The sequence below is a fragment of the Paenibacillus sp. N3.4 genome (assembly GCF_008017805.1).
GTDB lineage: Bacteria > Bacillota > Bacilli > Paenibacillales > NBRC-103111 > Paenibacillus_E.
The window spans coordinates 47,918-73,795 of the sequence record NZ_VRTT01000018.1; the positions used below are offsets into that span (position 1 = coordinate 47,918).

General features: G+C 44.3%; 24 protein-coding genes. 8 read left to right on the forward strand and 16 right to left on the reverse strand.

Features of this window, described 5'->3' with window-relative positions; all coding sequences use genetic code 11:
- Positions 1-25: 25 nt before the first annotated feature.
- The 8 genes from FU659_RS11535 to FU659_RS11570 all read right to left on the reverse strand — a co-directional run bounded on the left by FU659_RS11535 (position 26) and on the right by FU659_RS11570 (position 9,819).
- Entirely contained in the window at positions 26-2,008 is a 1,983-nt protein-coding gene (locus FU659_RS11535; RefSeq protein WP_147947715.1) for an alpha-amylase family protein, read from the reverse strand.
- A 30-nt stretch (positions 2,009-2,038) separates the two neighbouring features.
- On the reverse strand, positions 2,039-2,866 hold the full coding sequence (locus FU659_RS11540; protein WP_147947716.1) for a carbohydrate ABC transporter permease: 828 nt from the start codon (positions 2,864-2,866) through the stop codon (positions 2,039-2,041).
- A 26-nt stretch (positions 2,867-2,892) separates the two neighbouring features.
- Entirely contained in the window at positions 2,893-3,774 is an 882-nt protein-coding gene (locus FU659_RS11545) for a carbohydrate ABC transporter permease (protein ID WP_147947717.1), read from the reverse strand.
- A gap of 90 nt (positions 3,775-3,864) precedes the next feature.
- The gene (locus tag FU659_RS11550; RefSeq protein WP_261807767.1) at positions 3,865-5,190 is read right to left on the reverse strand and encodes an ABC transporter substrate-binding protein; all 1,326 of its coding nucleotides are present in this window, start codon (positions 5,188-5,190) and stop codon (positions 3,865-3,867) included.
- A 219-nt stretch (positions 5,191-5,409) separates the two neighbouring features.
- Positions 5,410-7,011, reverse strand: a complete 1,602-nt coding sequence (locus tag FU659_RS11555; RefSeq protein ID WP_147947718.1) for a response regulator — start codon at positions 7,009-7,011, stop codon at positions 5,410-5,412.
- On the reverse strand, positions 7,008-7,790 hold the full coding sequence (locus FU659_RS11560) for a sensor histidine kinase (protein WP_147947719.1): 783 nt from the start codon (positions 7,788-7,790) through the stop codon (positions 7,008-7,010). Before FU659_RS11560 ends, FU659_RS11555 begins: the two co-directional genes overlap by 4 nt.
- Positions 7,787-8,803: a cache domain-containing protein gene (locus tag FU659_RS11565; protein WP_147947720.1), complete on the reverse strand. Its 1,017-nt coding sequence runs from the start codon at positions 8,801-8,803 to the stop codon at positions 7,787-7,789. Before FU659_RS11565 ends, FU659_RS11560 begins: the two co-directional genes overlap by 4 nt.
- A 179-nt stretch (positions 8,804-8,982) precedes the next feature.
- A complete protein-coding gene (locus FU659_RS11570; protein WP_147947721.1) occupies positions 8,983-9,819 on the reverse strand; it encodes a DUF72 domain-containing protein in 837 nt (278 codons plus the stop codon).
- 260 nt (positions 9,820-10,079) lie between these two features.
- Here FU659_RS11570 and FU659_RS11575 point away from each other — a divergent pair, with 260 nt between their 5' ends.
- The 3 genes from FU659_RS11575 to FU659_RS11585 all read left to right on the forward strand — a co-directional run bounded on the left by FU659_RS11575 (position 10,080) and on the right by FU659_RS11585 (position 12,683).
- Positions 10,080-10,544, forward strand: coding sequence for an RrF2 family transcriptional regulator (locus tag FU659_RS11575; protein WP_147947722.1), 465 nt, complete (start codon positions 10,080-10,082; stop codon positions 10,542-10,544).
- Positions 10,545-10,648: 104 nt separating this feature from the next.
- Complete coding sequence (locus FU659_RS11580; RefSeq protein ID WP_397355558.1) at positions 10,649-11,281, forward strand: FMN-dependent NADH-azoreductase; 633 nt, start codon at positions 10,649-10,651, stop codon at positions 11,279-11,281.
- Between the two features lie 358 nt (positions 11,282-11,639).
- Positions 11,640-12,683 (forward strand): winged helix DNA-binding domain-containing protein, encoded by a 1,044-nt coding sequence (locus FU659_RS11585; RefSeq protein ID WP_261807771.1) that lies wholly within the window; start codon positions 11,640-11,642, stop codon positions 12,681-12,683.
- A gap of 18 nt (positions 12,684-12,701) precedes the next feature.
- Here the strand turns inward: FU659_RS11585 and FU659_RS11590 are convergent, their stop codons facing one another.
- The 6 genes from FU659_RS11590 to FU659_RS11615 all read right to left on the reverse strand — a co-directional run bounded on the left by FU659_RS11590 (position 12,702) and on the right by FU659_RS11615 (position 18,069).
- On the reverse strand, positions 12,702-13,286 hold the full coding sequence (locus FU659_RS11590) for a hypothetical protein (protein WP_147947725.1): 585 nt from the start codon (positions 13,284-13,286) through the stop codon (positions 12,702-12,704).
- A gap of 126 nt (positions 13,287-13,412) precedes the next feature.
- Complete coding sequence (locus FU659_RS11595; RefSeq protein WP_147947726.1) at positions 13,413-14,060, reverse strand: hypothetical protein; 648 nt, start codon at positions 14,058-14,060, stop codon at positions 13,413-13,415.
- A gap of 57 nt (positions 14,061-14,117) precedes the next feature.
- The gene (locus FU659_RS11600; RefSeq protein WP_147947727.1) at positions 14,118-14,765 is read right to left on the reverse strand and encodes a sensor histidine kinase; all 648 of its coding nucleotides are present in this window, start codon (positions 14,763-14,765) and stop codon (positions 14,118-14,120) included.
- Positions 14,762-15,535: a HAMP domain-containing protein gene (locus FU659_RS11605; protein ID WP_147947728.1), complete on the reverse strand. Its 774-nt coding sequence runs from the start codon at positions 15,533-15,535 to the stop codon at positions 14,762-14,764. Before FU659_RS11605 ends, FU659_RS11600 begins: the two co-directional genes overlap by 4 nt.
- The gene (locus tag FU659_RS11610; RefSeq protein WP_147947729.1) at positions 15,529-16,233 is read right to left on the reverse strand and encodes a response regulator transcription factor; all 705 of its coding nucleotides are present in this window, start codon (positions 16,231-16,233) and stop codon (positions 15,529-15,531) included. Before FU659_RS11610 ends, FU659_RS11605 begins: the two co-directional genes overlap by 7 nt.
- 174 nt (positions 16,234-16,407) lie before the next feature.
- Entirely contained in the window at positions 16,408-18,069 is a 1,662-nt protein-coding gene (locus FU659_RS11615; RefSeq protein ID WP_147947730.1) for a glutamine--tRNA ligase/YqeY domain fusion protein, read from the reverse strand.
- 85 nt (positions 18,070-18,154) lie between these two features.
- Between FU659_RS11615 and FU659_RS11620 the strand changes: the two genes are divergently transcribed.
- A complete protein-coding gene (locus tag FU659_RS11620; protein ID WP_147947731.1) occupies positions 18,155-19,384 on the forward strand; it encodes an aminopeptidase in 1,230 nt (409 codons plus the stop codon).
- A 75-nt stretch (positions 19,385-19,459) separates the two neighbouring features.
- Here the strand turns inward: FU659_RS11620 and FU659_RS11625 are convergent, their stop codons facing one another.
- On the reverse strand, positions 19,460-20,281 hold the full coding sequence (locus FU659_RS11625; RefSeq protein WP_147947732.1) for a hypothetical protein: 822 nt from the start codon (positions 20,279-20,281) through the stop codon (positions 19,460-19,462).
- A 221-nt stretch (positions 20,282-20,502) separates the two neighbouring features.
- Between FU659_RS11625 and FU659_RS11630 the strand changes: the two genes are divergently transcribed.
- The 3 genes from FU659_RS11630 (at position 20,503) to FU659_RS11640 (ending at position 22,673) form a co-directional block, all read left to right on the forward strand.
- Positions 20,503-21,447 (forward strand): helix-turn-helix transcriptional regulator, encoded by a 945-nt coding sequence (locus FU659_RS11630; protein ID WP_483874505.1) that lies wholly within the window; start codon positions 20,503-20,505, stop codon positions 21,445-21,447.
- 204 nt (positions 21,448-21,651) lie between these two features.
- Positions 21,652-22,152 (forward strand): DinB family protein, encoded by a 501-nt coding sequence (locus FU659_RS11635; protein ID WP_147947733.1) that lies wholly within the window; start codon positions 21,652-21,654, stop codon positions 22,150-22,152.
- Positions 22,153-22,175: 23 nt separating this feature from the next.
- Positions 22,176-22,673 carry a GyrI-like domain-containing protein gene (locus tag FU659_RS11640; RefSeq protein ID WP_147947734.1) on the forward strand — a complete coding sequence of 166 codons (498 nt, stop codon included), beginning with the start codon at positions 22,176-22,178 and terminating at the stop codon, positions 22,671-22,673.
- Between the two features lie 143 nt (positions 22,674-22,816).
- Here FU659_RS11640 and FU659_RS11645 read toward each other — a convergent pair whose 3' ends face one another.
- Positions 22,817-24,487, reverse strand: coding sequence for a DUF2339 domain-containing protein (locus tag FU659_RS11645; protein WP_147947735.1), 1,671 nt, complete (start codon positions 24,485-24,487; stop codon positions 22,817-22,819).
- Between the two features lie 236 nt (positions 24,488-24,723).
- On the opposite strand from FU659_RS11645, the gene FU659_RS11650 reads away from it, so the two are divergent.
- Positions 24,724-25,809: an ATP-binding protein gene (locus FU659_RS11650; protein WP_261807772.1), complete on the forward strand. Its 1,086-nt coding sequence runs from the start codon at positions 24,724-24,726 to the stop codon at positions 25,807-25,809.
- The last annotated feature ends 69 nt before the right edge of the window (positions 25,810-25,878 follow it).

Genomic DNA, 25,878 nt, shown 5'->3' on the forward strand with positions numbered 1-25,878 from the left:
TGCACCCCACAACTCCACTTTTATTTCACTGCTGCTTTGCGAAATCGATGACGACCATTTGATGGCATTCCAGCTCAGGAACAACGTATTTGATTCCCTTATCATTTTGTTTAAAAGCAATCGGAGTCATCTGAGGCGCCAAATAGACTTGCTTTACGGTGCGATCCTGTAAAAGCAAGAACACCTGAATGTTATACAACGGCAAAATATCCTCGATGATTTCGATGTCATCTCCCCGCTTTACAGGCGATGCATATAACAGATGATTGATCATTCTTCCTGCCGTTTTTTGCTCCTGCAGTGTCACAATACCTTGTGCGGGAAGATTAGTTGTGAGCGTCTTTTCGGGCAATAGCCGGTTAATTGCATGCACCACCGTCTCCTTAAGTGCTAAACTTCCTTTGACGGCGTAATCCTCAAACACATTCCATGCAATATAAATGCCTTTCTCACTTTCCACCATGCCCGGACCACCGTCATTCATGCTGCTCGGTGTATGCATATGCGAACAGAACGTGAATATATCACGGTTAAAATATGGATCTTCGCGCCGCCCCAACTCTATTCCACCGTTCAAAGCAATCTTCTGTCCTTTGGAATAAAAAACGAATGAGGACTTGCCTAAGCTTGGGAGTGTAAATCCTGGTCGGAAATAATCGGGCTGGTATGGATTTTCCATGATATGCCTTACGCCCAAGTCGATGGCAAAACCATCCCCGTTTTCATCCAGTCCGGATTTACCCGTTGCGAGCACTTTACCGCCATTGCCGAAAAACGCGTTCAGCTTTGTTTTTAACTTATCGGATATAACGATTTGGTCCGGTAAAAGCAACACTTTGTAATCATTAAAATTGGTTTCCATATCCACAACATCAAATAAAAAATTGCCTTCAAGCAGGATTCGAACTGCCCCCGCGTCAGCTCGTCCCGTATACATAGCACTATCCATATTGCCTACTCCGGCTGCTTCTGCTGTAAGTAAAGCAATATCCGCAATATTGATTGTGTCTGTGCACCATGGCTCTTTTTGCTCCACCTCTGAATAGGCTTTACCGATGAGCTCATAAGTGCCTTGATCCATGAATCCTTCTGGATGCAGCTGGTCTCCGATCGAGCAGCGCGCCCCATTTGCCAAGCTTAAAGATGTCTCATAGCGCAGCGCATTCGGATGCTTGTATCCGCCAAACTCTCCCCAGAATGTATGGAATTTCCCCGTCATCCCCAGAAATTCCATGCCAAGTAATTGAGCATAGCGCGCTGAAAGTGGGAAGTGATCGTAGCCCCAGCCTCCTGTAGGCAGTGATTCTACCTCCAGATGCGTATTCATTGCTGCCAAATCCCTCCGGCCTTGGGCAATATGTCCCGCATTATGAAAGATGGAGGTGCCAGGTTTAATGGCGTGAATCGCTTCTCGCATCTTTCGTGTATAATTGGCATAAATTCGTTTGCCTTGTGCGATAATGTGTTCTTTATTACGCGGATCTTTACCTCCAGCTCTTAGCTCGGCTATGCAAGTATGACAATAGCAGGTACGTTCCCCAACGATATCCAGAAAAATACCATCACCGTCATATTTCCGCACCACTTCCTCAACCTGACTAATCATGAGCTCCAAATACGGGGAATTCAGGCAAAACTGGTGCCATCCAGGCGTCATAAAGCCTTTAACCCAGTTGGTTTGGTCATTTTCATCCCGCATCAACCATTCAGGGTGGCGTCTTGCCAGCTTTTCGTCAAATCCTACCGAAAGATAAATCGGTGCCTTTACGCCAATTTCATGGGCAGCTTCAATTTGTGCCCCTAGTAAATCAAATTCTAGATGAGGATGCATCACGTTTGTTTCAGCTGGGAAATAAGCCCAACCATGATGACATTTAGCAAACACCGTTATGGAATCTACATGTCCCACCTTCAACATGTCTTGAAATTGCTGCTTCGAAAATTGTTTGCCGATATTTTGAATCATTTCGGACGTATGAAAATCCAGATGAACTTGTCTGAAACGCATCTTATCTCTCTCCCTTCAACTATCGTTCAGCTATGCTTTCACTGCGCCTGAACTCAGGCCGCCTTCAACTTTTTCTTGGAACAACAAATAGACGATAACGGTTGGAATAATCGTAAGTATGATACTTGCGAAGGTAGGTCCCATTTGTGCGGAGCCTCGTTCTCCGACAAACGACATTAAAGCCATGGATATGTTGTACATATCCCGGTTCGTAATTAAAATCACATTCCACATGAGGTCATTGTAAATACTGAAAAAGGCCAAAATGCCAGCTGTCGATATGGCAGGCATCGCTAACGGAGTCAATATTTGAAACAAAAGCCGGAACGGTCCGCATCCATCCATTTCGGCCGATTCGTCGATTTCCTTATGAATGCCTTTCATGAAACCAGTAATCAAGAAAATCGTTAAAGGCAGCTCAAATGTGCCGTAAAGAACCATCATGACCAAGTAATTGTTAAAGCCATTAAAACTTCCTATCATTCGAGAGATCGGAATAATCAAGGAAAATACGGGGATCATCAACCCCAATATGAAATAAATATATATAAAACCATTCATTTTCAAATTAAATCTCGATAGTATATATGACGCCATGATACCCAAGATTAAAGTCAGACACGTGCCCGCAATCGCATAAAGAAACGAGTTTAAAACAGCATGATCGATATGCGCTTCTTCAAACGCCATTTTGTAATTGCTCCAAAGCCATATGCTTGGCAAGGCAAAAATTTTACTCCCATAGATGCCTGTGTTGTCTTTATAAGAAGAAAGCAATGTGAAAACTAGTGGATAAATGAAGATCACCGAACAAATTCCCGAAAAAACATAGATAAACCACTTCGTAACGTTGGTCATTATCTTGTATCACCTGCCAATCTTGTTTATCTTGTACTGCGGGTTTTCATTACCCCATTCAAAATGATCGTTGAAATTAATGCCGCAATGATGATGAAAGTACCTATACTGTTTCCCACACCGAAATTATTATATTTAAACGACTCGTAATACAATAACGTTGTTGGAACATCTGTCGCACCGTTCGGACCACCATTGGTCATAACAAAGATCTGTCCAAAAACCCTTAAAGACTGCGTAACAGCTAAAATGGAAAAAATTTTGAGCGTTTCTTGCATCATCGGCACTGTAATATACAGCAGTCGCTTAAAACCTGTTGCTCCATCCAATGCTGCCGCCTCATAAAGATCTTCAGGAATGGCAACAAGCCCGCTGGCAAAAATGATCATGTTCAGTCCGGCATATATCCATGCATTGACCACAACTACGACATAAATAGCTATATTAGGTTCTCCAAGCCAATCTCTTGTTAGCGAACTCATACCTAAAACAGATAGGATCGCATTGACAAGTCCTCCGTCTCCTTTTAACAGAAACTGCCACATTAGTCCGACAGCGGTCAGTGGGAGGATAGACGGCATAAAATAAGCGACTTTAAAGAATCGTTTACCTTTCAATTTACTCGTAATAATTAACGCAAATGTAAATGCAATTGGCAAAATTAAAATAAAAGATGAAAGGATGAATATACTAATGTTCTTTAAGGCACGGTAAAATTCTGGTTTGTGAAACATTTGAACGTAATTTTTCCATCCTACAAATTCCAATGGCACGTTTTTTATCCCATTCCAGCTAAAAAAGGACATATACGCCGTTTGGAACATAGGAACGACATACGCGATCGTGTACACCAAAAGCGCAGGCAGCAAAAACATGGCTGCAATGAAATATGGTTTTCTTCTGCTCACTAGATTTCTCCTTCCAGTAAAACCCGAATCCACTTTAAAAAGTAAACCATACCCCTAAAGAAGGCAGTATGGTTTATGGTAAGGTTCGATTTACTTTTTGTTTGAATCAACCAAGCCTTGGATCGCATCAGCTGTTTTCTGAGGACTGCTACCGGCGAACATACCTTGAATTTCGTTACGAACTTTGTCCTGCAGCTGCAAGAGAGGGCTGTATTCTTCAATTTCACCTTTAAAATCTGAAGATGATTTCAGAGCCTTCATGTATTGAACCGTAATCGGATCTAATGATGCTGGATCTACATCCATTTTAACGGGGTATACGCCACCTTTGGTTTCCTTCAAGTAATACTTAAACGAATCAGCCGAAGTCAAAAATTTAACTAATTTAATCGTTGCAGCTTGTTTAGCTCCCTTAGCTTCTTTCGATACCGAATATCCGCCTGCGCCACCAAACCAATTATCTTTAAATTGCGGCTTATCTTTATATCCTGGGAATGGAATGACACCGATTTTGTCTGCAATTGGCGATGCTGCCATTTGTGAGAGTGCCCAAACACCTTCGAAGAGCATAGCGCTCTTCCCGTCGAAAAACATCGTAGTTGCCGTATTGCCGTCCATCGTTACGATATTTTTACCGAATACCCCAAGATTCTGCCAATCCTTCATCGTTTGCATCAAGGCAACCATTTCGCTATCGTTCCATTTTGCAGTTCCGCTCATTAAATCCTGCGTTTTCTGAAAACCATACTTTTTAAGTGATAAATTTGTTAATAAATGGCCTCCACGGAAGTTTTCTTTTTCCCCCATAGCCATCGGCACTACATTCATTGCCCCAAATTTCTCTGCCAGAGCAGGAATTTCCTCCACTGTCTTCGGCGGTTCTATACCCGCTTTTTGGAATAATTCCTTGTTGTAATAAATGGCCACACTATAAAATTCAGTTGGAACTCCAAACGTTCCTGGGTACTCTTTATATTTCCAACTGTCGAGCAGCGGCAAAAAGTCTCCTGCCCATTTGGGATCTTCTTTTAAGAATGGATCCAAATCCAAAGCAACATTTTTGGCATACTCTTTGAAAGACTCCCCGCCATAGTTCATCCAAATTTCTGGCATGTTACCTGTAGCTAAGCTAGCCTTAAATTTATTATTGTAAGCGGCTTCATCATTAAGTGATTCATCAACAACGGTAATATTCGGATTTTCTTCCATAAACTTTTTTAGCAATCCTTGATATGCCGTTACGGTCGGACTTGTACCGGCTGTTCGCGTCATGATTCGTACAGTGACCTTTTCTTCTTGCGTGGCTTTTTTAGTAGGCGTTGCGCTTGTATTGTCTTTGGAACTACTACAACCTGCCAATATAGTCGATACAATAAGGGTAGAGATGAGTACGAACGATAAAGTTTTTTGGGTCACGATCGATTGCCTCCCTTTTTAATTCTTATTTTTTATGCACACTTTTTTCTGCCTTACACCAACTTATTATAATGAGCCTAAATGTGACATAACATGCAATTTCTTTACTACAGGGGGAATTTATTTAACATCTGTAGGATAACGGGCAAAAATCCCGCGAGAAATCTCGCGGGATTTTTGCCCGAAATGGAGAGTTACAAGCTATCCGTTAACCGTATCTTAATCGGGTGAGATATATTTGGAGGGAGAAACACTGTAATATTTCTTGAAACATTTGCTAAAGTAGTGCGTATCCTTATAGCCAACCGACTCCGCAATAAAATACAAATTTTTGCATCCTTGCTCCATTAAATCCTTGGCTTTCACCATTCTACATTTCGTTAAATATTCCACAACCGAATATTCCGTTTCGCTTTTGAAAATGCGACTGAGATAGCTGGGATGGATATAAATGCTTCCAGCTATCTCTGTTAAGTCCAGCTCTGCATTCGCGTAATTATTGTCTATATACTGTTTCGCTTTTTCCACCAGCTTAGCCGGAGTCGATTGTTTCAGACTTTTTACGTGCTGCAGCACACTCCGATATTCGTCCTGCACCCAACCTTCAATTTCCTCTATCGTTTCTAGTTCATCCACGAGTTTGGACGGATTGAATGGTTCACTAAACGATCGTCTCCAATCCAGCTTATTTTCTGCAGCAAATATACCCAAAACGACTATGAATTCATACAGAATGGCATATAACTTAATAATAGATTGCTTGTTTTCCATTATCACTTCAAATCGTTTATGCAATTCTTCTTGAATAGCTGTAAAATTGCCTAATCTTAATTGAATAATGATATCTTCACGGATATACGACAGATCGTGGGATAATGTCTTGTCCAACAAGGTGTCGTAGCGTATGATCCTGTTCCTTCCATAAATTGTTTTATTCTTACATGCCATTATCGCTTCTTTATAAGAAACTGTTACATCATTAATGCTTTTGACTACAGTCCCAACTCCGGTCGTTACTGTGAATTTCAAATGTCTGCTTACCGCCTGGGTGGCATCCAAACAGGTTTTTAATATAAAGCCAAGCTCTATATCCGCATGATCAAATTCCTTTATATGAATGATTAAAATAATCTTATTTTCCACATCATATGAAATCTCAAAATTTTTCACTCCCCCCTTTACAAAAATCTCACTAAAAATATTGGATACAGCAAATCGCTTCCATAAAGGTTGAGTCTTGCTATCCGCCAAGGTCTTGTCGATACTAATGGCAATAACGAATAGTGCGCCTTCTCGCAAGCCCGGGCAGTACAATTGGAATTTCTCCAGCTCCTTCACGGATGCGGTTCCATCCAATAACGACTGGATGAATTTTCTTTGAAGAATACTGTCGCTTTCCTTTAAGCTTTGCTGTAGATGCTCATTCCTATGCTTTTGCTGCAATTCCACTTCGATCCGATCTTGCAACTTTTTTAATACTTGTGTCAGTTCATCCATATTGATCGGCTTCAGTAAGTAATCGGAAACACCTGCTTGTAAAGCGGTTTTCGCATATTCAAAACTGCTATAGCCTGTTAGGATGATGATCTTCATTTCAGGATAGTTCATCTGCACCACTTGGGCAAACTCTAAACCATTAATAATTGGCATATTAATATCTACAATCGCCAGTTGTACAGGTATATGCTCTAACATCATTAATGCATCTTCTCCGTTACCTGCATCCCCTGCGATTTCGTAACCGAGATCATTCCAATTTACGCATTGTTTCAATCTTTCTCGAACTAGATATTCGTCATCGACAATCAACACTTTTATCATTCCGTATCACTCCGTGTTTCAAGTGTTGGTAATTTAATTTTAACCAGTGTACCTTTTCCATATTCACTTTGAATTTCTAAACCGTATTCTACGCCAAAATAAAGCTTGATCCGCTCGTTTGTGCTTTTCAACCCGAAGCTTTTCTGTTTATAATCGGCAGCTCCAAGATTGAACATGTTATCCAATTGCTCTTGCTGTATACCAATCCCATCATCGGCGATAACAATAACCAATTGCTTGTCTTTAATACCGGCTTGAATATGGATATGACCCTTTCCACGTTTGTTCTTTAGACCGTGGTAAATTGAGTTTTCCACAATTGGCTGAAGCAGCAGCTTGATGGTCTTGTATTTATACACCTCTGGATCGAAATCCAACGTGTAATCAATCTGGTCTCCATAACGGACTTTCAAGATTTCCAAATAGGTTTGCGTAATGATAATCTCGTCTTCCATAGAGATAACAGGATTTCCTTTACTAAGCACACCACGATAAAAAAGCGCAAGCTGATTAACAATTTTGACCACATCTGCATTTCTTTTCAGATCAGCTAAACCGCAAATGCATTCAAGTGTATTATATAAAAAATGCGGATTGATTTGCGATTGCATGACAGCTAGCTCGTATTCCTTCTTCTTCTTTTGTTCCTCGATGATATTCTCCATTAACATCTTGGTATTTCCAACCATTTTATTAAATTCTTTGGCCAAGGCGCCGATTTCATCCCTTGATTTGATATCAAGCCAAACATCGAGGTTCCCATCTTGAACATCTTTCACTGTTTTTTTATTTTATCCAAGGGTCTCGTGATGGATTTGGCGATTAATAGCGTAAGGATAACAGCCAAAACGACAAATATGACACCGATTCGCAGAAACTTTTCAGTAAGTATCCGGTTGTCTTTCGTAATTTCGTAAATCGGAACGATTCCGATAATTACCCAGTCAAATCGCGGATAGCTTCGTGAAACAACTAGAAAATCCTTACCTTCCATGCGGAATACTTTACCACCTTCATGACTAACTGCCCAAGGATAATAAATAGCATGACTTATCGAAGTATTTAGTTTGTCTTTATGCGTATCCGAAGAGATGATGCCATTTTTATTGACAATAAATAGGTTCCCACTGGCACCCATGTCAATATTGGCATACTGATCAGATATATACCTTTCATCGATGGAGAGCTGAATCAAGCCTAACGGGTCCCCTGTTCTTCCCGAATTAAATTTCTGGAATAAGGAAATGACATTCCGTCCCTCATTGGACTTCGAATAATTACTTGTTCGAGTATCCTCCCAAGCAAGACCATACAAAGTAACTGCAAATTTCTTGAAATACTCTTCACTTATATTGGCAATACCTCCGAGACTCCCGGAGTCATAGATATGATTATAACGGTCGTAAATCATCATGGCATCGATGAACGTTTTGTTATCCACGATATTCCTCAGTTCATCCTGCACGGCTACATATTTATTGTAGTTTTCCAATGGATTGTTAGTGGCAGGCTCACTTAGGACTTGTTGAATCGTGTTATTCGTGATGACAATTTTAGAATAGTTTTCTGCATTTACAAAGATGATTTCTAATTTCTCAGAAACCAGCTTTAAATTTTGAACTGTATTTTCAATCGCTTTGTCGATTACAATTGCCGATGAAATGCGATAGGTAAAAACAGCCAATAAAATAATCAACAGAGATAGTGCGAACATAAAATAAAGCGTTATCTTTTTAAAGATCGATAATGAATAATAATAATCCAATACTTTCCCCTTTATTTTTGCCGGCATTTTCCCGCCCCCACCTTCTCGCCTTATTGTACACTATTATTAGAATGCAAATCGAGGTGATGGGGAGGGGGGTAGCATATTCGAACGTGGTCACACCAAGTCTGAGATCCTCGCTTATTGAGTTTACGAGAGTTTACGATTCAGTTCCAGATTTAGTAAGCCCGCATATTGATAAATAATCATTCAAACAAATCCATCTGCCTAGGTGCCAATCCTTCATAGTCTAATCCGAGCATTGCAATCAATTCCTTAGCATTCCCTGCGGCATGGCCTCCTGAATTATTATTAAATATCACGCACACTTCGCGCGATTGTTTATGTAATTCAAGCACCCTTTCCTTCCACTCCAGCAATTCCTGCTGATTATAGTGATACAAGTACCTAACCTCACGCCAGTTTGTTTCGCTATTCTGCACCCAACCGCTAACATTCCGTCCGTGGAAGCGAACCATGGTCAGATCCGGATGCGTAACTTGAAGCACTGTCGGCACAGATCCAATCCCAGCCTGAGGCTCATCACAGATGCTGTGCATCCACTCCTCCCGTTCCATGAAGGAGAGCGTCTTGTCCCTCATTTCTTCTGTAAACCAGCTCTGATGGCGGAATTCGAGTGCTACGGGCACATCCCCCATCTTCGCTCTCGCGTATCGAAGCACCTCAACATTGGCTTTGCTGCAATCGAACCATGGTGGATACTGGAACAGCACAGCTTTAAGTTTTCCAACTGCTTGTACAGGTCGGATAGACTGCAGGAACACATCAAACATCTGCTCCATCCCACCAGCAAAAGGATTCTCTCCTCGCAAATGACCCGTCATTCCTTGGTAGGCTTTAATAATGAAACCAAAGTCATCCGGCGTTTCTTGCAGCCATTTTATATAGTTGCGTTCGGGTTGAATTGCATAAAAAGAACTATCCAACTCCACAATGGGAAAATGTGCGCCATACTCCTGCAGCTTCCCTCTGTTCCCACCCAATTCATGATCGCCCCAACCGCTGAGTCCAATGTAAATCATAGTAAGTACTCCTTACGTATGTTTCTTTTTTTCTTTATTTTATCGCTCGTTGAGATGTAGAACAACTAAAGACGCTTCTCAGCCGAATAGTCGGTTTGAGAAGCGCCTTTTAAATGATATTTAGTGTCAGATAGAGTGGAAATAGCTCGTCCTCTCATTATCCACTTGTTTATTTGTAAATTTTCAGTGTAGGATAAAGATATAGCCATATAGCCATTAAGTATCGTCAACTACACTAACTCATTGGAGGGATCGCTGAAATGAAACCCAGTCGAATCAATCAAATAGGTCCACCGCGCTTTGGCATCGCCGTTCATGCTCTTGTTTGGTTGGCAAATAGTGGTGGTGTCCTTTCAAGTGCAGTCATCGCAGGCCAAGTCAATTCTCATTCTACTTTTCTTCGCAGAGTCTTAGCGCTTCTAACTCAATTCGGAATCGTTGAAGCCCGAGAAGGTCGCGACGGAGGCTACTACTTAAAAATCCCAGCAGATAGGCTGACCCTTGCCGACGTTTATATAGCTGTAAAATCAGAATGCACGGAAGTTTGCACCGAAAGCGATGTAGATTGCGGAGAGGCCGGCAAACAGTTAGATTATGCGCTCGAACGCATCATGAGCGAAGCGGAGGATCAGACGATTACTTGGTTAAAACGATATACGTTGGCAGATTTGATGCAAGGTATTGATTTTGGTCCCCTTACCAATCATCCTACTTGCAATGAATAGAGAATGCGTATTATAATGTGCTCATATCAGTTGCAGTATGATTCGTACTGCAATTATATTTTAAATCTAACTGTGCTCAAAACTGAGACAGAAATTACGGAGGAATAATCATGTCTAATGTTTTATTTGTAAAAGCTAACGATCGCCCTGTAGAACAAGCCGTAAGCGTTCAAATGTACGATGCTTTTTTGAAAACCTATCAAGAGAGTCATCCCCAGGATCGTGTAACCGAGCTAGATCTTTATAACGTCGAGCTGCCTTACTATGGAAATGAAGCCATCACTGCTCTTTATAAATTAAATCAAGGTCTAGAGCTTACTGAAGCGGAACAAAAGCAAGCCGGGCTTGTAACCCAATATTTAGATCAGTTCTTAGCTGCTGATAAAATTGTCTTCGCGTTCCCACTTTGGAACTTTACTGTACCAGCACCCCTTATTACGTATATTTCCTACTTGATGCAAGCCGGGAAAACATTTAAATACACTGCTCAAGGTCCTGTTGGACTAGCTGGAGACAAAAAAATTGCCTTGCTGAGCGCACGTGGCGGAGATTACTCGATCCCACAAATGGCTTCCTTGGAGATGGCTGTCAATTATGTGAAAGTAGCCGTTAGCCTTTGGGGCGTAACCAATCCTGAGGTTGTTGTGATCGAAGGTCACAACCAATATCAAGATCGTTCGAAGGACATCGTTGAAGCTGGATTACAAGAAACAGCTAAGGTAGCCGCACAGTTTTAATTCATGATTCAAATACGTAGAGGCAAGGGAGATCAACGATCCCCTTGCCTCTTTTTTGTGAACCGAACGATTTTCCTTCATGCAGTAACAATACGCTGTCAGCAGATATCTTATATAATGAATACATAAGCAAGGGAGTCTTCACCGTATTTCAATTATCGGGAGGTATGTACGTTGTCGCTGCTGTTTCAATCCTATGTAAGCCAAAAGCTCAATGTCACCTTCTCCCACAGGCTGCGTTAGCATGGAATCAATCAACCCATCTTTCTCCACCCAGCAAGCATCGGAGCCAAATCATTCAAACCCAGCGCTTAGCAAACGTGCTCTCAACCGCGCACTGCTCGCCAGGCAGCTGCTCTTGGAGCGCTCGCATCTGTCCATACTTGATGCGGTTGCGCATCTCATCGGCTTGCAAGCCCAAGCCCCTAACCCACCCTACATCGCACTCTGGACGAGGTTGCATCACTTTCATCATGAGGAGCTGTCTCAGCTCATCCTAGATCGGAGCATCGTGCGCATGGCCCTGATGCGCTCAACGATCCATCTGGTCACGGCCGACGACTGCCTGACCTTGCGCCCGATCCTGCAGTCCGTGCAGGATCGCGCACTGAAAGGCACGTTCGGCAAGCAGCTTGCCGAACTGGACCTGAACGCGCTCGCCGCTGCCGGGCGAGCGCTGCTTGAAGAGCAGCCGCTCACCTTGGGGGAGCTTGGCAAGCGGCTTCAAGCCCAGTGGCCGGGGCGCAGCGCCGCGGCCTTGGCTAATGCGGTGCGCTGCCTCCTGCCGCTTGTCCAGGTGCCGCCCCGCGGCATCTGGGGCGCCAGCGGGCAGGCCGCCCACACCACCGCCAAGGCTTGGCTGAGCCAGCCGCTGGCGAAAGAGCAAGAGCCAGATGCGATGCTGCTGCGCTATCTGGCCGCTTTCGGACCTGCATCCGTGAAGGATATGCAGGTATGGTCCGGGCTCACTCGGCTGCGCGAGGTTATCGAGCGCCTGCGTCCAAGCCTGCTCTCCCTGCGCGACGAGCAGGGCTGCGAGCTGTTCGATCTGCCGAATGCTCCTCGGCCGGAGGCAGGTACCCCTGTTCCTCCGCGCTTTCTATCGGAGTTCGATAACATGCTCTTGTCCTATGATGATCGTACCCGGATCATACGGGATGAAGATAAGCGTCTGGTCTTTACCGATAATGGCATTATTCGCGCCACGCTGCTTGTGGATGGGTTTGTCCGTGGCACTTGGTCGCTGATACAAAAGCGCAAAACCGCCACTTTAACTATCAACCTGTTCGCTCCTTTATCCGAATCCGACCAGACTGAAGTCGCAGCCGAAGGTATCAAGCTGCTTGAATTCATTGCAGCTAGCTCGGACACCCATGATATTCAGTTCACTTTGTCTAAATAGGATGCGACTTCAACCAGATCATCTCATAAATTCAAGAAACACCTCGTTATAATAAACATACTTACTGGAAGGATATTTAAATCCTAAAAACATTCCTGAGTAGGCGATTTCCAACGAAGTAAAGCGACGTGTCGTCACTGTGCTGCGAAGCAAACGATTAAGAAATGGTTTGTTATTCGCATTAATCGCTTTTACTAAGAGAGCCGCGTAGCCCGCATTGTTCGCTATCTCTCGATATAGCGGTACAACCGCCTTAGCAATGGACCGATTAATTGCGCCACTGAAGGTGAATTGCACCTGTCCGGGACGAATCGATGTGGCATTGGTTATAACATCAAGTGGTTTGGGTAGCGGAAAGCCGATAAAATAACCGATACCGTTCGTTCCGAAGGAGGCTAATGGCACCGAACCTATGACCGATCTAAGCATCTTTTCCAGTGTATCCAGGTCCGCTTCGCGAACGGCTTTGGCCCATCTTGCAGAATAACTTCGATCCGCCGCAAGCTTTTGATAGAAAGGCAGCATAATGACCGCCACTTTACGCAAGGCATGCACCGTAAGTTTGACTTGCTTTCGAACCGTTTTGCCATTCCTTATCTTCATAGCTATCCCCCCACTGCCTATAGTCACTATGCTATAAACTATTGCAACGTCTACGAAATGGTGTGGGCGAACTAACAAACCCCGAGGATAACCTCGGGGTTTGTTCATTATGATCGTAATTTATTTTTATTTCTTCGTTTTATTTTCTGATTTTGCTTTCAAAGCATTTTTAATTTCTGTCAATACTTGCGCTGTTGTCTTACCTTCTGTACTGATTCCTAATTTAGCTGCCTTCTGATTAATGCTTGCTGTATGCTTAGCTTGTTGAGCCGCCTTCAACGCAGCGCGAATTTGTTCGGGCGTTAAACCTTCCGTAGCAATACCTGCTTTGGTCGCTTGATCTTTCAATTTAGCTAAAGAGGCTGCTTTCAGATCAGCTTTGATCTCTTTGTTCGTTTTGCCTTCGGTACTGACGCCATTTTTCGCTGCTTTCGTGTTTAGCTTTGCTTGCTCAGCAGCTTGCAGTTCGGTCTTGAGCTGCGCGGCCGATTTGCCCTCGGTGCTGATGCCCAGCTTCTCAGCAGCTTTCTTCAACTGCGCCAAGTGGTTGGCCGAAACAGCCGCTTGAATCTCAGCTTTGAGCTGCGCATTCGTTTTACCTTCCGTAGCAATGCCAAGGGATTTCGCTTTTTCTTGCAGCGACTGCTTAAGTGCATGTGAGGAACTGCTCTTTGAAGGTGCTGTAGTGCCTTGCGCATTCTCAGCAAAAGCAGCCACTGGAACAGATAATATGAGAGCACCAACCAACGCTAATCCTGTTAACTTTTTTAACATAAGTATCACTCCTCAATTCGTCTATGTTTACCCTACAATACATATCCTACAAAAAAGTTATGTCATAAGTTTGTCATCCGACGGAATAGATACAGCAGGCAAAAATATCATAAACACTGTCCCTTGGGAAAGTCGTGATTCCACACGAAGTGAACCTCCAAGAGCTTCAACAATATGCTTGGAGATCGTCAAACCTAGGCCAGCGCCTGAGCGGTTGCGGCTCTCATCGGCTTTATAGAAGCGATCGAAGAGATGCTGCACTTTCTCCGGCGCGATGCCTGGACCGTTATCCCATACTTCGATCCAATGTTCGCTTTTGATCTTTTTTACCCGAATTCCAGCTATTGAGCCCTCAGGAATATGGTTAATCGCGTTGTCCAGTAAATTAATCAGTACCTGCCTTAATCGATCTGCATCCGCGTAAACCGTATAAGGCCCCTCGATCTCCACACTCAGCTCAATTTGCTTAGCCTTGGCTTTCATCTTAAGCTGTGTGACCACAAGCCCGACTAACTCCGGAACATCCACGTTCTGTAAAATCAGTTTGACCTGCTTCTCTTCAAATGAAGACAACTCCATTAAATCATCCACTAAGCTGCTCAAGCGCAGCGTCTCATCCAAAGAAACTTGAATGAATTCCCTCGCATCTTGGGGATCTACGATTCCGTCCGTGATTCCTTGCAAAGAAGCTCGAATCGTCGTCAATGGAGTCCGCAGCTCATGTGATATTTCCGAGAGGAATCGTTTACGACCCTCTTCGACTTTTGCAATTTACCAGCCATTCGATTGAGCGACTCAGCCAGTGAAGCAATTTCATCCTTGCCTTTTACCGCAACTCTTCCGCCAAAATCACCCAGAGCCAAAGCCTCCGCGGTCTTACTCATCAACTGAATCGGCTTCACAAAATGCCTCGATACAAAGTAAAGCACGGCAATTGCCAATAAAGCGATGAAAAAAGCGGACCCATAAATGTATCGATTAATTTCATCAATTGTACCTTGGATATCTTCGAGCGGGGTATACAGAAAAATCCCACCTATAACCTTATTATCCAACACAACTGGGCGCCCTACGATGAGCATTTTCACCTTACTGTTTTGGGCAAAATTGCTTCGTGCAATGACCTGATTCCCAGAAAGCACTTTATCCACCCATTCCTTGCGTGAAGGTGTCTCACCAATAGACTGAATGTTATCCTGATTGGATTTGGGGTGTTTGATGACCGCTACGTGAACATGCGAAGTTTTTTCAATCGTATTGATTTGTTTTTTGAAATCCTTCAGCAATGTCGAATTGTCCAATAAAGCCTTTGCCAGCTCATCCACCTGCTCCACTTTCTCCAACAGAACCTTCTCGCTGCGATCATAGGTCTTCTTATTCATTGAATAACCAATCGTGCCGGATATGGCCACAATGGATACTACCGTGATCGAAATATAGATGAATAATAGCTTTCGGTAAAAAGAATTCAGCATGCATCCGGCCCCTCGAATTTATAGCCTACGCCCCAGACGGTGCGAATGCTCCAGTCTACCTTTCTTTCGGTCCAAGCAGACAGCTTTTGTCTTAACCTCTTAATGTACAAATCAACGACACGGTCTTCACCCTCGAAATCCCATCCCCATATCTTGGAAATCAAATCTTCCCGAGTGAATACCTGATTCGGATTGCGCACGAAAAACAGCAGCAGCTCGTACTCTTTTTTAGGTAAAGCAACTAACTGCCTTTCGACCGTTACATCATGTGACAAGACATCGATCCGTAAGCTGCCCACCTCATAAATATGAGCTGGCGTTCCAGCTTTTGTGCGAAGCAACGTGCGACGCAAAATAGTTGTCACACGGGCAACTAATTCATTAGGGTCAAAAGGCTTCACTAAATAGTCGTCTGCTCCCATCTGCAGGCCTTCAATCCGTTCATCGACATCTCCGCGCGCCGTCAACATCATGATGGGCACATCGCTCTTGGCGCGAATCATCTGGCATACGGACCAACCCTCCCGCTTCGGCAGCATAATATCTAAGACGATGAAATCCGGACTCAGCAAATCAAACTGCTGCAAGGCATGCTCTCCGTCATGTGCGGTCACGACGGCGTATCCGTTTTTCTCTAAATAAAGCTTCGTAATCCGGCAAATATTGAGATCATCATCTACCACCAAAACCGTTTTCATAGGGGGCTCTCCTCTTCTTACTTCATATCCTACAGGACTTCGTTAACTAACCTCCCGTTACGTCTCATATTTTGCAGTTTACAAGAAATTTGTGAACAAAAAATGGCAAAAAAACCCTAGCTATCACTAGGATTTCTTTGACTATATCTATGCATTCGTGAAGCACTACAGCACTTAAACGACAAATGAGCTTTTCAATGAAACGATCAGGTTGAACACTAAATGGTCAGTCGTTGTATGTTTAGGATCTACATTGAAATAACCATGGCGGAAAAATTGAAATTTATCATGCGGCTTGGCTTGTTTCATATTGTCTTCCACGAAACCTTGGATTATTTGCAGGGAATTGGGGTTCAAATTCTCTAAGAAAGAAGCACTCTCGTTCTCCTGATCATCCAAAATCAACGGCTCATACAACCGGAATTCAGCAGGAACAGCGCTTTTGGCATCTACCCAGTGGATCGTACCCTTTACTTTACGGCCCGTAAAGCCGCTGCCGCTCTTCGTTTCTACATCATACGTACAATGAAGCTCAACCACTTCGCCATTCTCATCTTTGATGAATTCGTTACATTTGATGAAATAAGCATTTTTCAGACGCACTTCGTTACCTGGGAATAAGCGGAAATATTTATTCGGCGGATTTTCCATGAAATCGTCTTGTTCGATGTAAATTTCGCGAGAGAACGGAATTTGACGGTTGCCCATTTCCGGATTCTCGGAGTTGTTTTCAGCCTCCAAAAGCTCCGATTGATCCTCCGGATAGTTCGTAATCACGACTTTAAGCGGATTTAGAACAGCCATGGTACGAAGCGCCTTCAACTTCAAGTCCTCGCGAATGAAATGATCCAGCATCTTGCCATCGACGACACTGTAGCTCCGAGCTACGCCAATTTCGCGGGCAAACGTGCGAATCGCTTCAGGTGTAAAGCCTCTGCGGCGAAGTCCCGAGATGGTTGGCATCCGAGGATCGTCCCAACCGTCAACGGCTTTCTCGTCAACGAGCTGTTTCAGCTTTCTTTTGCTCATGACCGTGTTAGTCAGGTTTAAGCGCGCAAATTCAAATTGCCTAGGTACATTTGGCATTTCGCATTCTCGAATCACCCAATCGTAGAAAGGACGTTGGTCTTCAAACTCAAGTGTACAGATCGAATGAGTAACGCCTTCAATCGCATCCTCAAGCGGATGAGCGAAAGCATACATCGGGTAAATGCACCAAGCATCCCCTGTTTTGTGATGATGAGCATGAACAACACGGTAGAGGATCGGATCACGGAGGTTGATATTTGGCGAAGACATATCAATCTTGGAGCGAAGCACACGCTCGCCATCTTTGAATTCGCCGGCACGCATACGCTCGAACAAGCTTAAGTTCTCTTCCACGCTGCGATCACGGTGTGGGCTATTTTTACCTGGTTCCGTCAAGGTTCCACGCGTTTCCCGAATCTCATCCGCCGTTTGGTCGTCAACATAGGCAAGACCTTTGCGAATCAAAACCAAAGCGCGGCTATACATTTCCTCGAAATAATCCGAAGCGAAAAATAGGCCGTCCCATGTGAAACCGAGCCAAGCAACGTCGGCCTTAATCGATTCTACATACTCCGTATCTTCCTTCGCAGGATTCGTATCATCGAAGCGCAGGTTTGCTAATCCTTTAAACTCATGAGCCAGTTCAAAATTAAGACAAATCGACTTCGCATGTCCTATATGAAGATATCCGTTCGGTTCCGGTGGGAATCGGGTGATCACCTGGCTGACTTTGCCTGATTTCAGATCTTCGTTTACAATGTTCTTAATGAAATTGGATGGAGTGCTTGTCGTACTCTTCGTTTCCATATGTGTCCAGCCTCTCTCCCACGGGGTTAAAGTTTTATTTTCTATCATACACTAAATCTTAGTAAAATATAAAGGAGCCAGCGAGATGGAAACGTTTGAATATTACTTAGATAAATATGCCGAGCTAGCTGTACGAGTAGGATTAAATGTACAAAAAGATCAAACCGTCGTCATTATGACCCCTATTGCCTGCGCTGACTTCGTTCGCATGCTAACGAAAAAAGCTTATGATGCAGGTGCCAAAGATGTCGTGATCGACTGGGACGATGATGAAGTGAAGGCACTTCGTCTGAAGCACGCCCCGGAATCCGCACTTCGCGAGTATCCGATGTGGAGAGCCAACGGGCTGGAGGAGATGGCCAAAGAAGGCGCGGCCTTCTTGCAAATCTACGCGCCCAACTCGGATTTGCTTAAAGATGTAGATCCAGAACGAGTCGCGATCTCCAGTAAAACAACAGCAACAGCGCGGGAAGGGTTTCTTAAATACTTGCGCAGCAATCAGGTTAACTGGTTGATGGTCTCCTTCCCCACCGCGGAGTGGTCGGCCAAAGTATTCCCTGAGCTTGGCGAGACAGAACGTATTCATAAACTGTGGGAACAAATTTTCAAGCTGACCCGCGTGGATAAGGCGGATCCGGTAGACGCATGGAAACAGCACATCGAGACACTAACCACGAAACAGAACGTGTTGAACGATAAAAGGTACAAACAGCTTCATTTCCAAGGACCCGGTACCGATCTATATATTGAACTTGCTCCTAAACACTTATGGGTGGCTGCGGGCAGTACAACCGATCGAGGCATTTATTTCGTGCCGAACATTCCGACGGAAGAAGTATTCACCATGCCGGGACGCAATGGTACGAACGGAACCGTTCGCAGTACATTGCCGCTTAGCTACCAAGGCTCTCTAATCGAGGGATTCAGCCTGACGTTTGAACATGGCAAGGTAGTTGAAGCAACGGCAGAGGTGGGCCAGGAAGTGTTGAATAAAATGCTGGATATGGACGAGGGTGCTCGTTACTTGGGTGAAGTTGCCCTCGTGCCTCACGACTCCCCGATTTCTCAGTCTGGGCTTATCTACTACAATACGTTATTTGATGAAAATGCATCCTGTCACGTCGCTCTTGGTAATTCGTATCCCTTCACGATAGAAGGCGGAACAACGATGACCCCGGAGGAATTGGCTGCGAACGGCTACAATAAAAGCTTAATCCACGTAGATTTCATGATTGGTTCTGCTGACATGGATATCGACGGTGTGTACGAGGATGGTACCCGCGAACCTTTGTTCCGCAAAGGAACCTGGGTGTAAAACAAGCTTTGCAAAGTAAACGAAAACACCGCCAATGCCAGGACCATCATGGCTCCTTCGGATTGGCGGTGTTTTTTAGCGCATTTTAGGATGCTGCAGCGTTTTGGTGATAGATGATTTCTGCAACATCCACTTTCCGTCCATCCACTTCCATTCCGAAGTGACATAGCCTATTGTATCTGCGTTAGCGATACCTGTTATTCGCTGGATACCCTTGAGCTCACAAATACCATTTTGATCTATATCCACTGGCTGCAAGGCCCCAAATCCATTTACGTTTACGATGATCGGTTTTACCAGTTTCCCGTTATTGTACACACCGAATTTATCATAATCGTCTTTCCGATCCTTGAGATCGATCTTAACCGATTTCCTTGTTGCTTCAATTTTCAACTTCACCACATAGTTGTTCTTAAACGTTGCCTTAACGCGAAGCGGATCGGGCAGTGGAAATGCCGTCGGGACATTATTATTCAATGAATAGATGGAATAGGTTGATAATCCACCACTTCCGCCTGTTTCAGCAGATACATAGATTTCAGGTATTTGGTCACCGGTAAAATCACAAAATACCATCTGCGGGTTGTACCCACCTTCAAGGGGTATGACGACTTGGGTTTGTGAGGGTCCTGTTACGATAATAAACAATTTGTTAAAGTACGGACTTGAATTGTCTAGTTTGGTGCCCACTAAAGCAACATGATCGGGTTTTCCATCGCCTGTGACATCCACTTCTCGAGTTTGCAAAAGTTGTCCCTGCTGGGTATTAGGGGGCGGCGACGGTAGTTCTTCGTTACTTCCGGCGAATGCCCCTCCCGTTCCGCTCAATAATAGACTGCTCAATAATAAACTGATTGCCACCGATTGGAAGGCAATTTTGGTGCTTTTTCTAAACAAGATGCTCAACTCTCTTTGCCTTGGATTTGGAATCAGCTTATTATTGCTACTATATCCGCGGGATATACGAAAAAAGGGATTGGCAGCTCACCGAAAAGATCGTTTTGTCTCAATTTTCGATAAAATACACTTTATAGAGTTATGGCAGCATTCGAGAAAAGGAATTTTCCATCACGACTCGAATGTTATTCTATCCAACCTGAATTAATGAGGTGCACGGTTTGAAAATTGATCGCCTGCTAGCTATTACGATGCTGCTGCTTAATCGCAAAAGAATTAGTGCCAAAGAAATTTCGGAACGTTTTGAGGTTTCTTTACGAACGGTTTACCGTGACGTTGAAGCCATTAACCAAGCCGGAATTCCCGTCGTCTCCTACGCAGGTGCCAGCGGCGGCTATGAAATTATGGATCAGTACCGACTAGACCGCCAGTTTCTCTCCTTAGAGGAACTACAATCCATTATTACCGGTCTCAAAGGCATTCACGCCTCCGTCGGTGACCAAGAAATCGGCAACCTGCTCGATAAAGTCGGTGCACTTGTCGCTAAATCGGAACAGCATACAGTCGCTAACATGAACAACCAACTCATCATAGATATGAATCCATGGCGCAAAGGCAGTGAAGACAAAGAGAAGCTGAATCAGCTTCGAACAGCCATTCGACAACAACAGCTTGTTTCTTTTCACTATACATCTTCCCAAAGTGAATTATCGGTGCGTACAGTTGAGCCTATGGGTATTGTCGTCAAAGGCTACAGTTGGTATTTGTACGGCTTCTGCTTGCTTCGCCAAGACTTTCGCATCTTTCGCTTATCTCGCTTGAAAGAACTCGAGGTGTTAACCAGAACCTTCGAGCGTAAAAAAGAAGAGATCGAACCCCTCCATTTCTGTTGGGGCAAAGATGACCCTTCCTCGCTAATTACGTTAGTCTTGCATATACAACCGAACGTTCGTGCTCAGGTTGAGGATTATTTTAAACCTGAAGACATTATCGTACAAAAAGACGGTACCTTGCTGGTCACAGCCAGGCAGCCTGACGAACCGTGGCTCCACGGAATGTTGTTAAGCTACGGCGCTAATTTACGGGTTCTTGAACCTCCGCATATCATAGAGATCATCAAGGAAAAAGCTAAACAAATTATTAATTTGTATGCGGTTGAACACTGACATGCTGTTGTCAGCTGTAGTTGGCTATACTTAGTCTATAAGTCATGCCAGTTTTCTGGCGAAAACTCTAAGCCTATGCTTACGATGCCAGTTTTCTGGCGAAAACTCTAAGCTTATGCTTACGATGTCAGTTTTCTGGCGAAAAATCTAAGCTTATGCTTACGATGCCAGTTTTCTGGCGAAAACTCTAAGGAGGCTCAACTCATGTTCACAACGATTCAGGATTTTGTTAAGGAATGGACATTCGAATCTACAGCAACTCAGCGCGTCTTAGACACGCTAACCGATGCATCGTTGGCACAGCGAATCGCTCCAGACTTCCGCACGCTAGGTCAATTAGCCTGGCATATCACAACAACCATTCACGAGATGTTGACGCGTACAGGCCTAGAGTTTGATGCACCCGAAGGTGAAGAGCATGCACCGGCCTCAGTCAAAGTAATTGCTGACACGTATCGTGCTTCTGCCGCCTCACTAAAGAACGCCATTGAATCGCAATGGACAGATGCCAAGCTTACAGAAACCGTTGATATGTATGGTGAGATGTGGGCGAATAGTGCCACATTGCGTATCCTCATCTCTCATGAGATACACCACCGTGGAGAAATGATCGTCCTTATGCGACAAGCCGGACTCCGTGTCCCTGACATTTATGGTCCGACTCGTGAGGATTGGTTGGAACGCGGCATGCAGCCACTGGTCTAAGGTCCCGCTTCAACAAGAGAGGAATGATTCCAATCCAACCAACATTTAAACAGCTGAACGAATTTCAGGTAACAGGCATATCCGCTCGAACAACCAATGCTCAAGAAATGGCGGGGAACGGTGTGATCCCGAAGCTTTGGCAGGATTACTACCAGCAAGAAGTTGGGGCAAAAATACCGCATTTCCTCCCGAACAGCCCTACTTTCGGGCTATACACAGATTATGAAAGTGATGCCTCAGGTTCCTATCTACTGCTGGTCGGATTGAAAGTGGCTGAGCCAACCGATGTTGCGGGGGATCTAGTGTCAAAAACGGTTCCAGCCAGTCGGTACGCTATTTTCACTACAGCAAAAGGTCCTGCTTTCACCAATGTTGCCCAAGCATGGGTAGCGATCTGGGATTGGTTTGCCCACCATCCTGAAATCCAACGAACCTTCACAGGGGATTTTGAATTATACGATGAGAGGACCGCTAATCCATTGGATGCTGAGGTCGATATTTATATAGCGATCCAGGAGTAGCTCTTCATAAGACATCCCATGGCTTACAAGATCAACAATCCTACGAAAACACAAAAAGAAGGATCCTGAACAGGATGCTTCTTTTTGTGTTTTCCTTCTTTGGTCACAGATAAGATTGATTCTCGCAGCCAAATTTCTCTTATTTAGCGCTTATATAAAATTCTTGAGATAACGACTCCAATCGTTCCAAGTCCGATAAACAGGATTGCGCGAATTGCGGTAGAGACGTCCGGCAGATCTACGAAAATAATTTTTAGCAGCGTAACGAATAGAAATAAAATGCCGACAAGCCTCGCTTTAGGCTTCTTGATTGTTAGTCCATAAACGATTAATAAAATCGCGTAAACGACCCAAACCGCAGATAATACTAAATGTTGATAATCAACGGTTAACGCGCGTGTTAGGACATTGGTTATCTGTGTGACAAAGATGAGGCATAGAACCAACTCAGCCCACAGCAAGATATATTGGAGCTCTAATTTTCCTCGACTTTCTTCGAGCGTTACACGAAAGAAACTGTACAAACCGCCAATGGATGCCAGAAGTGCGAGCCATGCGAACGTTTCTACGGAAAAGATTTCTTGAATTGGATGAACCAACACGATGATCATTCCAATTAAATAAGTAACGGTTCCTGTGATTTTCTGCAGTTTGCTTCTCAATTTGACCCCTAAGCAGAGAGCTATTGCGCCTTCGGCTACAATCGCAGCAGCGGATTGGTCAGCTTTCAGCACATAAATTAGCCATAGGAACCAGCCGAACGTGGCGATCGGCAAGTGGACGGAGAGGGATCTCTTTTGACTGAAAAGCCAGTAAGAAGTGCCGCTATACAGGAGTGACCATAAGGCTACCATCCATTCATACGTTATTCGATCGCTTGAATGTCCATATAACCCGTACATCCACGAGGCCAGCAAGCCAAAACTCATGAAAAGTGTCATCCGCTGTCCTAACGTGTTGTCTTTGGAGGGCAAGGTAGCTAATGTGTAAAGTAGGGTGTGCTGTAGAATTACGGCAATGATGATTGCGGCTCGATTGTCCGTTCCGTCCCCCATGAGGGACCCCATCAATAAAGAGAGATGTAGAACGCCGATCGCCACGTAATAGGCTGCACGGAATGAATAACGGAAAGATACTAGGATCATGGCAATAGAAAATAGAGCCTCGTATCCGATGAATACCCAGATGTTGGGTTTTGCAGAATCAACAAGAAATGGCACCAAATATCCAGCAAGTAAAGTAATGATCATTAAGGCTTGCGAACGATGGCGAAGTGCGGTAAAAACACTTAGACCTATGGATACTACAAATAAAACAAAAGCAAGTCCAGCAGGAATCAATCCAAACAACATATGTGCTGCAAACAAGGAAATAATCAGAACGCAGCTGGAACCACCGAGCAGCACTTGCCCAAGAGCTATACGACTGCGGCGAATCTGCGCTTCCCCCTGCCAATACATGAATCCTGCAACTGCGATACCGAGTATACAGCGTACAGGCTCAGTAATAATCCCCGCGCTGACTGCTGCGGTAAAACCCCACAATACGCCAAGTAGGAACACAACAATAAAGATTCGCGGCAGCCACACACGAGCAATCAAATACTCCCAGTCTTTGGGGGGAGCGGACTGCTTCGCCTGTTTGGTTATCTCACTATAGGGTTCCATAGCTTCTTGTGCCTGGAGTACAGGAGTTGTTGTTGCAAGTGTTAGGTGAGCTTGTGAATTTTTTTCTTTTTCAAGAATCGCTTCGAGTTGTTGTTCCAGATCCTTTACCTTCTTCTCAAGGGTATTAACACGTAGTTCCAGATCCATACAAGCACCTCTCTTTCATAAAATGAACCCCTATTTGAATGTAAAATGACATATTCCATATTTTAACACGGCTCATGTTGGTACAGTGAAAAATGTATAATTAACAGGCTATGCCAACCCTTTACATCTGCTATTTTTTACCTGAAATATTTGACTTCCGGTAGAAGTGTGTTATTATTTAATTACGTAATAACGTATTTACGTATTTAAATAAAGAGGTGATCCATTTGAGCACAATGCGGGATTATGGTTTGGAACTTGATGCGATGCAGGCACAAATGAAAGAACTCCAACAACTTGTCAGACAGTTGATTCATAACCAAGCAGAAGGTCAGGCTATTCACACAGAGAAAAATATGTCCACTGAGCTAGGCAGCGTGTTTTATTCAGGCCAATATCGGGGAGCACAAGGAAGCTTTCGTTGGGAGCCTCAGGAGAAACAGGTCAGTCTGCTCATGCAAATGGATGGCGAGAAAATCGCGAAAATTTTGGCAGTCTTTGGTCATAAACAGCGTTTAGATATTTTACGATCTGTCTTGCAAGAACCACTGACAGGACCCGAACTTGTCGAACGTCTGAACATGGGTACGACTGGCCAGCTTTATCATCATATCAAAGCATTAGTAGGCGCCGATCTACTTATCCAGGAGGAACGTGGCGGCAAATACACCATTCCGGGCCACCGAGCGCTGCCGCTGCTTTTGTTGCTGGCCGCTGCGGCTGATTTCATCGATACAAGCGACTATCTGGACATGACCGAAGCTAGACATAATGCTCATACGTATCTAGGCGGAGCCCACGAGCAATATGATCCTCACCTCCTCCTTTGGGCTGTCGTCGAGAACAGCATACTGGAGCATATACATGGAACCTGCAGCGAAATTCATATCTTCCTGCACCTCGATGGCAGTATCACCGTCTCAGACAATGGTCGGGGCATCCCCGTACAGGCCCTGCCCGATAGCGAGCTGCCTCGTGTCCAAACCGTACTGACAGACATGAATCGCTTAAATGCCAGCGCCTCCTTTTTAGCGCCAGGTGGAGAGAAAGGCATTAGCATGCCAATTGTGAACGCACTTTCCCGCCAACTTTCCGTAGAAATACGTCGTGACAATAAAGTGTTCCAGCAGCAATACAGACATGGTATTCCACAAAGTGAATTGCTGACTGTAGGCAGAACGAACGAAACCGGAACCAGCATTACTTTCTTGCCGGATCGCGATATTTTCAGCCAGGCATTTGAATTCAGTGTGCTGGAGAAGCAAGCAGCCGATATTTCCGCTTTTTATCCGAAGCTCCGCCTACAGGTCGTAACCGATTGATCCAACAAAGCCATTAAACACAAAAAAAGCGGGGCCCGCTTGATGAGGCATCGCTTTTACCTTTTTAAA

What these genes read in the sequence shown, in the direction of transcription:
- FU659_RS11535 (WP_147947715.1), bottom strand. Translation starts at nt 2,008, where the DNA reads ATGCGTTTCAGACAAGTTCATCTGGATTTTCATACGTCCGAAATGATT.
- FU659_RS11540 (WP_147947716.1), bottom strand. Translation starts at nt 2,866, where the DNA reads ATGACCAACGTTACGAAGTGGTTTATCTATGTTTTTTCGGGAATTTGT.
- FU659_RS11555 (WP_147947718.1), bottom strand. Translation starts at nt 7,011, where the DNA reads ATGATAAAAGTGTTGATTGTCGATGACGAATATCTAGTTCGAGAAAGA.
- FU659_RS11565 (WP_147947720.1), bottom strand. Translation starts at nt 8,803, where the DNA reads ATGCCGGCAAAAATAAAGGGGAAAGTATTGGATTATTATTATTCATTA.
- FU659_RS11570 (WP_147947721.1), bottom strand. Translation starts at nt 9,819, where the DNA reads ATGATTTACATTGGACTCAGCGGTTGGGGCGATCATGAATTGGGTGGG.
- FU659_RS11575 (WP_147947722.1), top strand. Translation starts at nt 10,080, where the DNA reads ATGAAACCCAGTCGAATCAATCAAATAGGTCCACCGCGCTTTGGCATC.
- FU659_RS11590 (WP_147947725.1), bottom strand. Translation starts at nt 13,286, where the DNA reads ATGAAGATAAGGAATGGCAAAACGGTTCGAAAGCAAGTCAAACTTACG.
- FU659_RS11595 (WP_147947726.1), bottom strand. Translation starts at nt 14,060, where the DNA reads ATGTTAAAAAAGTTAACAGGATTAGCGTTGGTTGGTGCTCTCATATTA.
- FU659_RS11605 (WP_147947728.1), bottom strand. Translation starts at nt 15,535, where the DNA reads ATGCTGAATTCTTTTTACCGAAAGCTATTATTCATCTATATTTCGATC.
- FU659_RS11610 (WP_147947729.1), bottom strand. Translation starts at nt 16,233, where the DNA reads ATGAAAACGGTTTTGGTGGTAGATGATGATCTCAATATTTGCCGGATT.
- FU659_RS11615 (WP_147947730.1), bottom strand. Translation starts at nt 18,069, where the DNA reads ATGGAAACGAAGAGTACGACAAGCACTCCATCCAATTTCATTAAGAAC.
- FU659_RS11620 (WP_147947731.1), top strand. Translation starts at nt 18,155, where the DNA reads ATGGAAACGTTTGAATATTACTTAGATAAATATGCCGAGCTAGCTGTA.
- FU659_RS11635 (WP_147947733.1), top strand. Translation starts at nt 21,652, where the DNA reads ATGTTCACAACGATTCAGGATTTTGTTAAGGAATGGACATTCGAATCT.
- FU659_RS11640 (WP_147947734.1), top strand. Translation starts at nt 22,176, where the DNA reads ATGATTCCAATCCAACCAACATTTAAACAGCTGAACGAATTTCAGGTA.
- FU659_RS11645 (WP_147947735.1), bottom strand. Translation starts at nt 24,487, where the DNA reads ATGGATCTGGAACTACGTGTTAATACCCTTGAGAAGAAGGTAAAGGAT.
- FU659_RS11650 (WP_261807772.1), top strand. Translation starts at nt 24,724, where the DNA reads ATGCGGGATTATGGTTTGGAACTTGATGCGATGCAGGCACAAATGAAA.